Raw genomic sequence first — 12817 nt, forward strand, 5'->3', positions numbered from 1 at the left:
GTGGCCGCAAGCTTGGTCTGGCTCCCCAAACAGCTTGGTCTGGCTCCCCAAACGGCATTTGCAACTGATGCCGCTCGGAGCGGGCAACGTTCCGTCCTGAAATTTTTGTCAGCCGAAACCAATGAGATAAGGCCGTCGAACCGCCTGGAGCGCGCGTGCACTGTTGACAACGGCGCAGCTTCGGCCAGTGTATTCTACATGGATACGTCATATTCAAATAGAATACAAGAGCAAAACGGCGTCAGGTCGCTTTCCACGGTCATCAAGACGCTGGCCGTGCTCGACGTTCTCGCCGCGAGCCCGCGGGGCATGAGGCTGCCGGAGATTGCCGCAGCCATGGAGCTGTCGCGGCCGACCGCCTATCAGAGACTGTTGACGCTGATCGAGGCGGGATGGGTCGAACAGGACCAGGAGATGCGCTACCGGCTCTCCATGCATGCGTGCCGCTTTGCCGGCGCAGCGCTGGAGCAGGCCGATCTCGGCACGCGAGTCCAGCCGGTGCTCGAGGCACTGGTGGCCAAGGTCAAGGAAACCGCATCAGTCGCCATCATCGATCGTGGGCTGCCATTCATCGTCTCACGCGTCGAGTCCGACAGCCTGCTGCGTGCAGAACAAAAGATCGGCACGACGATGTCGCTAGAGGGCTCGGCTTCGGGTCGCATTCTGACAGCCTTCGCAGACGAGCCGACGCTTGCGCGTTTGCGCCAGAGCGGCGAGCCTTTTGCCTCCGAAGAGATCCTGGCCGAAGCCCGCGCCAATGGCTACGCCATCTCGAGTGGCTACACTCATAGCGGCGTCATCGCGCTCGCGGCGCCGGTTTTCGACCTCAACGGCAAATGCTTTGCTACATTGTCGCTGGTCTTGCCGGAGACGCGTTTCGATCTCGAAACCCTCAAGCGGCCGCTGCTCGAAGCGGCTGGCGAAATGACCAACATCCAGCAGGGAAGACATCGGTGAAATGACCGTCATGACGCAGACCAACAGGTCCGGTGAGCCGGCACGCATGCGCGCGGCGTCGCAGGTGATGAGGCCCGAAAACCTGGCGGCAATCCAGCCATCACGCTTCAGCGGCGCGCGTGCCTTCATGAACAGAATGCTGCGCGAACAATGGGATATTTCGATCGCCCGCTTCGACGTCAACGCCAATGCCGAGGGTACGGTCGTCTATTCCATCAAAGCCCCCCGACCGCGAATTCAGTTTCGTCGCCTTTTCGCGGCCGCCAAGCCGCGCCGCACGCACCGGTCGCATCATCGGACAGGCCTGGGACATGATGGGCACGCTCAATGAGGGGGCGGCGACTGAAGAAGACATCGAGGCCGCGCGCCGGGAACTTCCCAAGCTCTATACCGGCCGCGCCACTCCCAACGCTCTGATCTGGTGCCGCTCAAACCGCTCCATGCGCGTCTTCGATCAGACGCTGGACGCGCTCGCCGACGGCCGGCAGCCCGCGATCGAAGACCTGTCGAAGGTCTGCTACCTCATGCGCAATACGGGCCTCGACGGCAACGGCACCTTCGGCACCAGGTCATTCCCCTCGCTCGGCCGCGATCACCCGCTGGGGGGTGTGCTTCAAGCGCAGCTTCTCACCGCCTACATGATGCGTGAATATTCCTGCGACCTCGTCGAGCACCTGGCGCGCCTAAAGTCAGACAATGCTGTACCTCTGGATACGTCGATCCGCCGTTATCTCGGAGTCGGCAACGGTTCGGCCCTAGGCCTGATCTTCTTCATCCACAAACACCCCCGCCTGATCAATGCCCTGATCGGCGCACGCGAAACGGCGATCGCCAAGGCGCGCGGCCTCGAACTTGCGAACGACGATGCGCGCATTGCCAAGCTTATAGATCTGGTTCGCTCGGCCATCACCTTCAGGCGCGAGGACCGAATGGTCTACGAAGCCTTCCCCGCGAAGCCTTCGACGCGGTGATGGAATTCGCCGCTCGGCCGAACCTGTCGGCGGCGGAATTCGCGGATCTCGCACGCCGGCTCGACCTCGTGGCGTGAGGCCGCCAGATATCAAGGGAACTTATGAGCGCGAAAAATGCCCCGCCACCTTTCGGTGGTGGGGCAACGTAAGATTTATGGCGCCCTCTGGCCCATGATCGTACTACCCGCAAGGTAAAACCACCCATTGTCGCACAAGTTCTCGACAACGTGACATCGCCTCGAGGAGAGTTTCCTCCAAGGCAAGACGGTGTCGTCCGTCGCCAGACGACGTGGCGTCGCGCCAAATCTGCTCTATCGTTGGCGTCGTCTGTTGACGAGAGGCGGAGCGGCAGCGGTGGGATCGGACGAACCTGTGGTTGGGAGTTCTGAAGTGCGGCGGTTGGAGGAGCGCGTTCGCGACCTTGAACGGCTTCTCGGCCGCAAAACGATGGAGGTGGAGATCCTCAAAGAGGCGTTGGCAAAGTCAGTGTCAAAAAAACCGAGCCTGCGGCTCTTTTCGCAGCCGAGGGACGGTTCCCGATGAAGGCGGTCGCCGAGCCCCTCGGGGTGGCTCGTTCCCATCTCCATGACAAGGTGCATCTCACACTGAAGCCCCGGCCATATCGCAAACCCGAGGACGACGCCTTGGTGCAACTGGTCCGCCGCCTGGTCGACAAGCGCCCGACCTATGGTTATCGCCGCAACACGACCGTGGTGAACAGAAACCGCACCAGGACAGGCGAGCCGGTCTTCAATCACAAGCGTGTTTCCCGCATCATGCGCCAGAACAGCATGCTGCTTGCCCGGCACACGGGCCGTAGGACTGGTCGCGTCCACGACGGCGCGAGATGACTCTCGTTCGCTGTGGCTGGCCGGCCTCCAGCCAATACTGGCGGGCCATCTTGAGCGCGGTCTCGGTGGCTTCCGAGCCGCTGTCGACGAAATAGACATGGTTTAGGTCGCCGCCACAATTTTCGGCAATGAGTGCCGCCAGTTTCTCGGCTGGCTCGCAGGTGAAGAAGCTGGTGTGGACATAGGCGGCCTGCCTCGCCTGCGCGGCCATGGCCTCCAGAACGGCCGGATTGCCGTGGCCCAGGCAGGACACAGCCCCCCGCAGGCGTCGATATAGCTGCGCCCCTCTGCATCCGTAAGCGTGATGCCTTCGCCGCCCGCCACATAAGGCAGGGCAGACTTCAGGGCGCGACGAATGACATGCGTGATCATGACTCGTTTCCAGTATTGGGAGGACTTGATTTGGCGGAGGCGTCGCACGTCGGTCATCGACACGCAGCACCCCATGGGCCAACGGAAAATGCGGCGAAAGTCGCGCCATCTTGCGCATGGCTCATGCAGAAACAAATCAACCATCAGGCCGTCAAATGGAAAACCTGAATCACAGATCAAACCAAATTAATAGGTCCTGACCCTAGATGTTCAGTCCCAGCATACGACAGACAACTTGACCCCACACAGCGAGCGTTCGTATCAGCCGCTTAATCAACTGGCGTGTAAGACCCTAAAGGAATCTGGGTTTGCCGGGTCCCGGTCGACGATCTGGACCGGCGGGCAAGCCCATTGCCAGACACCATTTCCGGTCGCACGCGAGAACGAGATCCTGCCACGCGTACCCTCAACTGCAATGCTTGACCAAGATTCAGCAATGCGCACTCGGTCGGTGCCGTTGGAGCGCATCACATGGGCGAGAACAGTAATGGTGTCGTAACCCTCGAAGGCGACAAAGGAGGGTGCTTCGCCCAGCCGCGCAATGAGCGCGGCCTGGATGCGTGCGCCAAGCGAGCCCAAGCGATCGGGCAAGTAGCGCAAGAATGGAATTTCTGTGCCGTCGTCCCCCAGTTGCAACGCCCATTCGGCGAACTCCGGTTGCCCCGCTGGTGCGCCAATCAAGATCCCGCCCAGGCGTTGATCGCGGCGTACCGACTTGACGATCGATAGTGCCGGCTCTGGATGACCCACCAGAAGCAGGAGGGCGGTCGCATCATTGGCAATCAGTTCGTCGCACAAGGCCATCGGCGCGCACACGCGCATGTCGAGTTCGATGATGGAGCCTCCACGTGAAGCGAAGTACTCTCGCAGAATGCTCGCACCGAATGCCCAATAGATGCTCGGCTCAATGGCCACGGCAATTCGAGTATGACCCGCTTTGAAGAGGAAGTCTGCGTAGCTCTGCCAGCCATGGGATTGCATCGGCGCCAGCCGCGCAACCCATTTCGTTGGCTGTTCGGTGAGGGCGTTGAGGACCGCCGACGAGCAAAGGAACGGCAAGCCGATTGCGTCAGCCCTTAAGGCGGCGGCTCGAGCAGCGACGCTGTGATACTCGCCAGCCAGGGCAGCCACGCCCAGAGAGTCCAGTTCATCCACCGCTGCCACGGTACGATTTGGATCAGCCGCAGTATCGCGGACCAACAGCTCAAGGGGGCGTCCGTTGATCCCACCAGCATCGTTGACTTCGCATACGCCCAGTTCAAGTCCGTTGAGAAGGTGTCTGCCTGCCTCCGCCCAGCCAGGCCGGGTCAGTGGGATCAGAGCGCCGATCCGCACATTCGATACGCCCGATGACAGCTGTCGCGTTGGTAATGACGGTTTGTTCATCATTCAGCATTCCCTCCACAATTCGGTTAGCAAGTTTGTCGAACGAGCATCTCACCCCGTTTCATGCGAAACGACGTCGAACTCTCGAATAGTCATCTGCACCATCGCTCCAGTCCCGTACCCAATTTCCAGAATTCTGATACCGCGTCGTAATGGAGCGCGTCCACGACGGCGAGCGGTCGACTTGAAACTGTATCTCCCCCAACCTTGACAATTATTGATATGTTTGTAATTAGTCACATATGGGTCGTCAAGTCATCCCCGAAACGGAACCGATCTGGCGCGCGCTTGCTGATCCATCGCGGCGTTCGTTGCTGGATTTGATGCGCGACGGCCCGAAGACGACACAGCAGCTCTGTGCTCATTTTCCAACATCACGCTACGCAATCATGGGGCACCTCAGCGTGCTCGCAGAAGTGGGATTGATATTGGTGGAGCGTAGGGGGCGGGAGAGACTCAATCACCTTAATCCGGTGCCGCTGCAATATGCATATGATCGCTGGCTGAAGCCGTTTTCGGCATCTGCAGCGGCGGTGCTGACAACGCTTAGCGTGGTTGCTGAGAGCGAAGGAGCGGAAATAATGGGTTCGGGAATAGACATTCGCGCAGAACATCTTGTTGCTCGGGATGCGACTGCAACCTGGAGCGCGCTAATGGGCCTCGCTGGCTGGTGGCCTAGGTGCTGGGGTAAAACTGAAAACCTTGTATTCGAGGCGCATGTTGGAGGTCGGCTTGGGCTGCTTGAAGCAGCGCTTGCATCCTTCAATGATCAAGGCGGAGGAAGCCTCTGGGGCGTAATCGAGGAGTTCTATCCGACCCGCACGTTGGCTGTCCGTGGCGCCATGGGATTGCGTGGCCCTGTCTCGGGATACTGGCGAATGGACCTCATCCAACAGGACGAGGGAACACGTGTAGTTCTCCAGCACCAAGTCGCCGGTCCGGTTTCCGACGAGGACCGCGATTGTTTCGCGACTGGCTGGAAAAGCACCTTGTGGACGCTGGCCTCTGTGGCTGAAGACAAACGGGAAGGAGGCGATATCTCGCATGGTGCAATCTAGCGACGTTGAAGTTGGCCTCGATGACACCGACGGCGAGACCACCCTCGCGGGCGGCTGCCTTTGTGGCCAGGTACGTTACCGCGCCCGAGGCAAACCGGATTTCGGTGGCTTCTGCTATTGTTGCGACTGTCGTCGTGTTTCAGGAAGCGGCCGGGTTCCATTCGTAGGCGTCCCGTCTCATCAGCTTGAAGTTACAGGACACACCGAACAACATATAAAGCGCGGCGGCACGGGTCAGCCGATTGTCCGTTCCTTCTGCCCAAGATGCGGAGCGCGCCTGTTCGCGAACCCGCAATCTGCTGCCGGTACAACGATCCTTTACGCTGGCACTCTGGATGATCCGGCTCAGTTCAAGCCAACTATTGCAATACACCTAGAATCGCGAGCGCCTTGGGAGCCGTTGCCGGTTGGGCTCGCTCAGTTCTGGCAAGATGTGGATGCATGACCGCCGAGCACTAGGATGACCCACGTGGACCATATTGCAAGAAGCTATGACCAGATTGCCCGTCGATATGCTGCCCATTTCTGCGACGAGCTGGAACGCAAGGCATTCGACCGAGTAATGTTGGACTGGTTGATCGATCGAACACGAGGAGGGACGGTATGCGACCTTGGCTGCGGCCCCGGTCACGTTGCAGCCTATCTTGCCCGCCGCGCAAACTCCGTAGTGGGCATTGACATAAGCTCCGAGATGATCCGCCAAGCGCGCGCTCGACACGAAAAAATTGCGTTTTATCAAGCCAATATGTTGGGATTGAACGAAACCTCGGAGTCCTTATTTACAGGCATAGTGTCGTACTATTCGATCGTCCATCTGCGGTGCGACCAATTGAGCGACGCATTCACAGAGATGCATCGTGTGTTAACCCCAGAAGGGTGGCTTCTCCTTGCCTTCCACGTTGGCGACGAGCGACGCCATTTCAGTGAGTTTCTGGGCCAAACCGTGAATCTCGACTTCCAGTTCTTTTTGCCTGCACAGGTAAACTCGACACTTGAGAAAACGGGATTCAGAGTGACAGAATCTATACTTCGAGAGCCATACGCTGGTGCGGAAGTCGAGACGCAGCGCGCTTATATCTGGGCTCAGCGATTGCAAGATTGAGGGTACCCGGCACCAATGTGGTGTCAATAACCGTCCCAAGAAGCCATGACCGCAGCTATTTGCTGGACAATGCTCTCACCTTCGCAGTCGGTTAGCTGGGTCGGAGGGATATGCGCCGGAGATCGAATTCTAAAGTTAGCTACCCCTAGCCATTGAATACGGCTCATCGGCCGATTGAGAACGTGGCTAGGTCCTCCGCCACGCTGATCTTGTTTGAATAATGCTGGCGTATATCCGACACCGCGTCCTCCAATGCCGCTAGGGACCACAGATCCCCACCGCTCTCATCACTCGGTGCTTCCATAAGATGGGACAGCACGAGATGTTGGATGTTGGCCAGATTTGCTGTGCGACCAATGTCTTCAGGTAGCGCCACAACATCGGCGAGAGGTTTTCCGGCAATCCTCCTGTTCGCAATCAGGTGCGCGACCATCATGTCTGCGCCATCCGCAAACCTAACAAAGGCGGGATCGCGCATAACTTGGTCGCCCGCAAAAACGATCGAAAATCCAATGCCGTCAATCCGAAACGCCTGTGTCGGTGCCTGACCGTGCTCAACGCTATGCGTTGAAACCGTTAGGGCTTCATCCAATGCGACCGGTTCGTCACGTGCGAAAGCGGTCAAGAAGTTGATTGGAAAGCTAGGGTTGGACACAAGCGTCGACATGCATGAATAGGCACCATCCGGCCCAAATAGCCTTTGCCAAAATGTCTTAATGTCGGGAAAGCCGTTGCCTGCGGGGGGAGCTATCAACTGAAGTGCCCTTGAACGTCCAGCTGTCAGTTCACCCCAAAAGTAATCGGGAAAGCCCGAAACATGATCGGGATGGAGATGCGAAATTAACAGGGTGCCCACTTCTCCTGGGCGTACCCCAACTCGGGCCAATGCGTGTGGCGTATCACCTCCCATGTCAACGACAAGGGGGGGCATGCCCTCAAGCCTGAGTAGATAAGCCGCGCTACCGCGCCCGCCGCCGTGCATTGGTCCACCGGAGCCCAGTATTTGAAGCTCTGCTTGATGAGTACGACTGTGTTCGGGCATCGCTCGAATTACGGACTAACGGCACAATGCGGGTGCTCACCGATCTGCTGATTCTCGGTGATCGTGTCAGGCACCGGGGCGCCGACAACCGAGTGTATGGGAATAACGCCTCCCCATACCGGCCACGTGAGATCCTCGTTGTCCTCATCTGGTGGCCCGACACGCACTTTGGCCGAAGCCTCTGCGAGTGGAACGGCGATTATGCGAGTTGCCTTGAGTTCGCGGATTGTAACTGGTCGCAATGCGTCCCAGCGCCCAGGAAAGAGACGTTCCATCATCAACCGCAATTGCAAGGAGCATATTTCGGGATCGGAGATCAAGGTGCCCTTTCCAACGATAGTCACGGAGCGGTAGTTGGCTGAATGGTGGAAAGCAGAGCGCGTAAGCACGAGCCCATCCAAATGGGTGACGGTAACGCAGATACTTTGGCCAGCAGCAACCTTGATCAAGCGGCTCGCAGTCGAGCCGTGAAAATACAAATTCTCAGAATCATGCCAATAAAGCGTTGGCATGACAAATGGTTGCCCTTCATGGACGAAGCTAACATGGCATAGAAAACCAGCTTCCAAGATCGCGATTATTGTATCGCGGTCATAGAAGCCACGTTGGTGGAATCGCCTCACACGCGTACGTTGAGAGATTGGAGCTGCTGGGCTTGGGCTCATATTCGACCCCTGGAATGCGTGATTAGAAGCTTGATATTATCAGGTCCCTGATATTGGAGTCAACATGGCGAAGATGCGAAGAGATGGAACAAACATCCCGAATATTGGCGAGGGCAGGCGAGGCCTCGAGGGCTACTTGCTTTATCTTTTGCGCCAAGCCAGCACGGCTGCGCAGCAGGCCGTTGATCGCACTCTTGCTGATCTCGGCCTCAGTCTTGCTCAGTATTCAGCACTCACCATGATAAATTCCTATACGGATCTTTCGAGCGCCGACCTCGCTCGTCTTTCGATGTTAACACCTCAGAGTGCACATGAAGTCGTCCAACGGCTTGATACCCGCGGGTTGGTCTCGAAAACTCTGTCTCGAGAGAACAAGCGTATCCACCGACTCCAACTCACGGATGACGGTAGAAGCTTGCTAACCGAGGCCCGTGAGCGTTCGGAACGTGTCGAAATGGTATTGCGAGAAGAGGCGGCGAGTATCAATGAAGCTGAGCTTCGCAAATGGCTTGTTGCTGTTGCGGGCAGGCTTGAGCTGGAAGGGCGACACTAACCCGTGGGCAATTAGTGGCGTCACAGCCATGAGACGCGCGTCCAACATCTGCCAATTGAGCGCGTATTGGACGATTGCGCTTTCGGCATCGGCTCCCGCCGCAGCTCGGAGCCAGCACCCAAGGAGCGGCATAACCTCGGATCGCTTGGTCTAGCCAAGCGCAAAGCTTGTTGCAATCGACACGCCTCCTCCAATCGTTTCGGCTTGGTCGTGAGAAAGTTGTCGTAGGCAGCCAGATAGGCAACGACGACACGCGTCAAATCGGCATAGCAATCCATCGATCGACCCAACGCAAGGTGCCGGTGGGCGTGCCGACGAGGCGGCACTGACCGCAGACATCATCGAACTCGCCACTCGCTACGGGCTGCGCACGTTCAGCGGTACCCGTGGCAATCAGCTCTGCGGGAATGTCGCCGTCCTTCATCGCCCAGTGCGTCCGGTGCTGCTCAAACTGAGCAATGCCCCCAGCTGATCCGAAATTCTCAATACTTCCGCCCTGTCGAGATAGGCATGTTCCGGGTCAGGCTCGAAGGTGAAAGCCAGTTCGTGCCCCCGCCGGACGATATTGCGGATGCGTCCGTGTCTGACTACGCGGACATGCGGGCCGCCGGCACCGACTTCGTACATCAATAACGTAGGTATTTGCTCCAGCTGACGCAGTGTCTCACGGCGCGAGGTCGATAGCCTCGGCCGCCACGCCGCTATATTCCTTGAACCGGTCAATGGTTGAGGTGAATGGCTGTGTTTCCCACCATTCGCCGTGGCCGGAGACGAGCAAATTAAACATATGACACCAACGCTTTCACGCCGCCTTCTCCATCGACCATTGCACCCGCTCCGCCAGGAACGCGGCAAACGGCTTGACATCCATGTCCACACTCGCCGTCTCAAGCCCTGCGAGATAGGCGTTGCGATCCTCCACTCTCACGACCGTCCATGGATAACCGCCCGCCGCCAGCATGGCGTTCATCAGAAAGCGCGCCATGCGCCCGTTCCCGTCAGGATAAGGATGGACGTAGCCCATCAGCCAGTGCCCCAGTACGGCGCGCACGGCGGGTTCAGTCTCCTTTTCCAGCAGATCGAAGAGCGCCTGCATGCCTTCGGGCACGGCCTCGGAACGCGGCGGCACGTGAGACGAGCCGCGCAGATAGACGGGGTGATTGCGATACCCAGCAAGGGCGCTGGGCTTCAAGATGCCCGCGACGACAGATGGGCCGAACAATTCACGATACCAGTCCCGGTGCTGGTCAAGCACGAGCGCACCGGGATTTGCGCCGTCCAGAATGGCGGCGACCGAATCCTTCACTTTCTGAAAGGCCTGCCAATAACCGCGCGCGGCAAGGGCGTCGCGGCTCTGCCTGTCCTTTTCATCGATTTGAGGATTCCATCCGCCCTGCCGTACGCGGTCGATCAGTTCGGGCGTCACGCTGTAGCCTTCGATGGACAGCGAGTGGTAAGCATCGCTCTCATAGATGTCGTCGACAAACTTCATGTAGCGGCTCTTATCCGCAGGCATGCCCGGTGCTTTGGGGAATATCTCCATGACCGGCCCGCGCTGGCTTTCCCAGATGGCATTGAGCCGGGCGACGATGGGAGCCACGCCTGCAACGACCGCCGGAACATGGGTTTGCGCGGCAAAGGGATCGCTCTCCCGCACATCGTAGCCGGCGCTTTTCATGGTCTTGACGATTTCATCGGCGAAACCATCGCGGCCCACGCGACGGAAAGCCCCGGCAAGGCGTCCCGCCACAGCGGAATGGCCGCCATCGAGCAACCGTCCCAGGATGCCCGACACATTGCGTACGGCACTCAGCACCACCTGCGCCTCGATGGGCGCGCGCTGAAAAAAGGACTCGGTGACCTTCACAAGGGCGGCGTCAGGCGCGTAGAGACGCAGGCCGCTTCGCTCGACCAAATCTTCTCCTGACGGCATCTCTTTGACCTTGAGGTCATAGATCGAGGTGCCGAACAGAAGCTCCAGATTGTTGTTTGTCCCTTTGGCGCTGTTGACGATGACCTGCCGGGGAATCGCGGTCGCTTCGGTCTGAAGCAACAGCGACTGCTCCGGAGACAGGAACCAGTCATTCCCGAACCGGTCGCGACAATAGCGGGCACAGAACTCCCAGAACGAGGCGTACCACGGGGTGGTGTCTCCCGGCTGCGCCTGCGGCCCGGTCGACATGAGCCAGCCCTTGATGACATCACGCAGGAACCCATGTTGCAGGAGCCGCTCGCGATGAACGCGGCTCAGGTCGCTGGATTTGAATATACGCCGCCCCCCGCTTTGCAGCTCTTGCAAGGCGCTTAGGGAGTCGGCGAGCTTTTCGTTCGGCGTAGCCATGGGATCACATCAAGTTTTTTATGCCGTGCGATTACGAGTATATGATGTCGTGCCAAAACAAGTCAATCGTGTCGTTTGATTGCGCCGCCTTCTCCCCGAGGAAAGCGGCGTGACGCTGCGCGTCCTGATGCTTGTGGACCTTCCCGATCACAAAACTGACGCCCGTGACCTTACCGAGAAACGCCGAAGTGGACTGACAGTTAACGGGCCCCTGAGTAGCCGGTCGCTTGTTAGATTGCAGATGGCACGTCGATGCCCGAGGACGGCTGCCAATTCTAAGGGGTTTCGGCCGGTTGGGGCAAGTTTAGAGAATACCTGGTATGCCGCCGCTCGCCGGTTCGTGTAAGCGCTCCTTTTTCCACCAGGTCGTGCAGGTCGCGCGTGGCTGTGGCTCGTGAGGCCCCAGTGATCGAGGTGTAATTCTCGGCGCTCAATCCACCCCGAAATCCAGCCGGTCCCTCGCGAAACATCCGAACAATCGCCTTTTCCTGCCGATCATTGAACTGTCCACGTAAGCGATCGTAAAACTGCGCCTTGCTGAGGTAGAAAGCGATGCGCCTTAGCGTCGTCTGCTGGGCCTCCAGGATTGTTTCGGCGAAGTAAACCAGCCACTCGGTGACATCTAGTGTGCGCTGATGTTTCTCAAGCTGACTGTGGTACGCCTTCCGGCCATGCTCGATCGTGAAGGCGAGAGCGATCAGACTTGGTTGCCCGATACTTTGCGAAAGGGACTTTTCTGCGAGTGCTCGCCCGAGCCTGCCATTGCCATCCTCGAAGGGATGAATACTCTCGAAATAGAGGTGGCATATGCCAGCGCGAGTGAGTGCCGGAAGGGGAGCTTTGCCGTGGGGTGCTGAGCTGTTAAACCACTCGATATGAGCCGCCATTTCCAGGGGAACTCGCGCCGACGGTGGCGCTTCGAAGTGGATGGCGGGCTTGTCGTGACTGCCGGACACAATCTGCATAGCATCCTCGTGCGTTCGATATCCGCCAATCGTCGCGAGATGACGGTTTCCGGTCATCAACATCGCATGCCAGCGAAACAGTGTTTCATCGTCTAACCTCGCGGCCCAGCTTGCGTATACATCGACCATCATCTCTGCGATGCCGCGCTCCTGGGGCTTAACCGGTCGAGTTTCTGCATCGAGACCAAACTGCTTGCGTAAAGAGGACTGAACGCTTAGGCGATCTAGCATCTCCCCCTCGATCTCAGAGGTCTTTATGGCTTCGTCGATGAGGAGTTCTATGCGTAGTTGGCTCCGATCATCGTCACTGACGTGTCGGATTGCACCTATGACTTCACCGGACGCGAGGAGGAATTGTCGTTCCAGCGGCGCAAGTTGAGCGGCATCATACTTGAATTCGGGCCAACCCTGCTGGGTCCAGTTCCAGTTCATGAGTTATAGGATTCCTTTCTATAACTCATTTTTGCCGAAAATCTGAGTTATAGCAATTGGATCTATAGCTCACCGGATTTGTGAGCCGGGAATTGCCCGGATCATGCCGAGAAACGAGACGC

General features: G+C 58.3%; 14 protein-coding genes and 1 pseudogene. 8 read left to right on the top strand and 7 right to left on the bottom strand.

From position 1 onward, the window contains the following. The first annotated feature begins 198 nt into the window (after positions 1–198). The 4 genes and pseudogenes from IG197_RS33305 to IG197_RS36480 form a co-directional block, all read left to right on the top strand. Positions 199–957 carry an IclR family transcriptional regulator gene (locus IG197_RS33305; RefSeq protein WP_192321577.1) on the top strand — a complete coding sequence of 253 codons (759 nt, stop codon included), beginning with the start codon at positions 199–201 and terminating at the stop codon, positions 955–957. 10 nt (positions 958–967) lie between these two features. Then, positions 968–1288 (top strand): hypothetical protein, encoded by a 321-nt coding sequence (locus tag IG197_RS36475; RefSeq protein ID WP_246765538.1) that lies wholly within the window; start codon positions 968–970, stop codon positions 1286–1288. Next, the gene (locus IG197_RS33310) at positions 1269–1928 is read left to right on the top strand and encodes a hypothetical protein (RefSeq protein ID WP_246765539.1); all 660 of its coding nucleotides are present in this window, start codon (positions 1269–1271) and stop codon (positions 1926–1928) included. Before IG197_RS36475 ends, IG197_RS33310 begins: the two co-directional genes overlap by 20 nt. Before the next feature lie 237 nt (positions 1929–2165). After that, a pseudogene (locus IG197_RS36480) lies at positions 2166–2770 on the top strand (transposase); the annotation flags it as partial. On the opposite strand, the gene IG197_RS33325 reads toward IG197_RS36480, so the two are convergent. Both IG197_RS33325 and IG197_RS33330 read right to left on the bottom strand, forming a co-directional pair. After that, entirely contained in the window at positions 2703–3269 is a 567-nt protein-coding gene (locus IG197_RS33325; RefSeq protein ID WP_371746621.1) for an aminotransferase class III-fold pyridoxal phosphate-dependent enzyme, read from the bottom strand. The pseudogene IG197_RS36480 and the gene IG197_RS33325 sit on opposite strands and share 68 nt — an antisense overlap. Before the next feature lie 155 nt (positions 3270–3424). Beyond that, positions 3425–4537, bottom strand: a complete 1113-nt coding sequence (locus tag IG197_RS33330) for an ABC transporter substrate-binding protein (protein WP_192321840.1) — start codon at positions 4535–4537, stop codon at positions 3425–3427. Between the two features lie 242 nt (positions 4538–4779). Between IG197_RS33330 and IG197_RS33335 the strand changes: the two genes are divergently transcribed. Genes IG197_RS33335 through IG197_RS33345 form a run of 3 tightly spaced genes read left to right on the top strand, consistent with a single transcriptional unit; the run spans position 4780 to position 6697 of the window. Further along, on the top strand, positions 4780–5595 hold the full coding sequence (locus IG197_RS33335; RefSeq protein ID WP_192321582.1) for a helix-turn-helix domain-containing protein: 816 nt from the start codon (positions 4780–4782) through the stop codon (positions 5593–5595). Continuing rightward, complete coding sequence (locus tag IG197_RS37015; protein WP_192321584.1) at positions 5582–6040, top strand: GFA family protein; 459 nt, start codon at positions 5582–5584, stop codon at positions 6038–6040. Before IG197_RS33335 ends, IG197_RS37015 begins: the two co-directional genes overlap by 14 nt. A gap of 24 nt (positions 6041–6064) precedes the next feature. Further along, positions 6065–6697, top strand: a complete 633-nt coding sequence (locus IG197_RS33345) for a class I SAM-dependent methyltransferase (protein ID WP_192321586.1) — start codon at positions 6065–6067, stop codon at positions 6695–6697. Between the two features lie 163 nt (positions 6698–6860). On the opposite strand, the gene IG197_RS33350 is transcribed toward IG197_RS33345, so the two are convergent. Beyond that, positions 6861–7739, bottom strand: a complete 879-nt coding sequence (locus IG197_RS33350; RefSeq protein ID WP_192321588.1) for an MBL fold metallo-hydrolase — start codon at positions 7737–7739, stop codon at positions 6861–6863. An 8-nt stretch (positions 7740–7747) separates the two neighbouring features. Continuing rightward, positions 7748–8404, bottom strand: a complete 657-nt coding sequence (locus IG197_RS33355) for a pyridoxamine 5'-phosphate oxidase family protein (protein WP_246765541.1) — start codon at positions 8402–8404, stop codon at positions 7748–7750. 64 nt (positions 8405–8468) lie between these two features. On the opposite strand from IG197_RS33355, the gene IG197_RS33360 reads away from it, so the two are divergent. Next, entirely contained in the window at positions 8469–8957 is a 489-nt protein-coding gene (locus IG197_RS33360; RefSeq protein WP_192321592.1) for a MarR family winged helix-turn-helix transcriptional regulator, read from the top strand. 256 nt (positions 8958–9213) lie between these two features. On the opposite strand, the gene IG197_RS33365 is transcribed toward IG197_RS33360, so the two are convergent. The 3 genes from IG197_RS33365 to IG197_RS33375 form a co-directional block, all read right to left on the bottom strand. Beyond that, positions 9214–9381, bottom strand: coding sequence for a hypothetical protein (locus IG197_RS33365; protein ID WP_192321593.1), 168 nt, complete (start codon positions 9379–9381; stop codon positions 9214–9216). A gap of 378 nt (positions 9382–9759) precedes the next feature. Next, positions 9760–11298 (bottom strand): Fic family protein, encoded by a 1539-nt coding sequence (locus tag IG197_RS33370; protein WP_192321595.1) that lies wholly within the window; start codon positions 11296–11298, stop codon positions 9760–9762. A gap of 275 nt (positions 11299–11573) precedes the next feature. Then, positions 11574–12695, bottom strand: a complete 1122-nt coding sequence (locus tag IG197_RS33375; protein WP_192321597.1) for a Fic family protein — start codon at positions 12693–12695, stop codon at positions 11574–11576. Positions 12696–12817 lie beyond the last annotated feature (122 nt).

Source organism: Aminobacter sp. SR38 (genome assembly GCF_014843375.1).
Taxonomy (GTDB): Bacteria; Pseudomonadota; Alphaproteobacteria; order Rhizobiales; family Rhizobiaceae; genus Aminobacter; species Aminobacter ciceronei.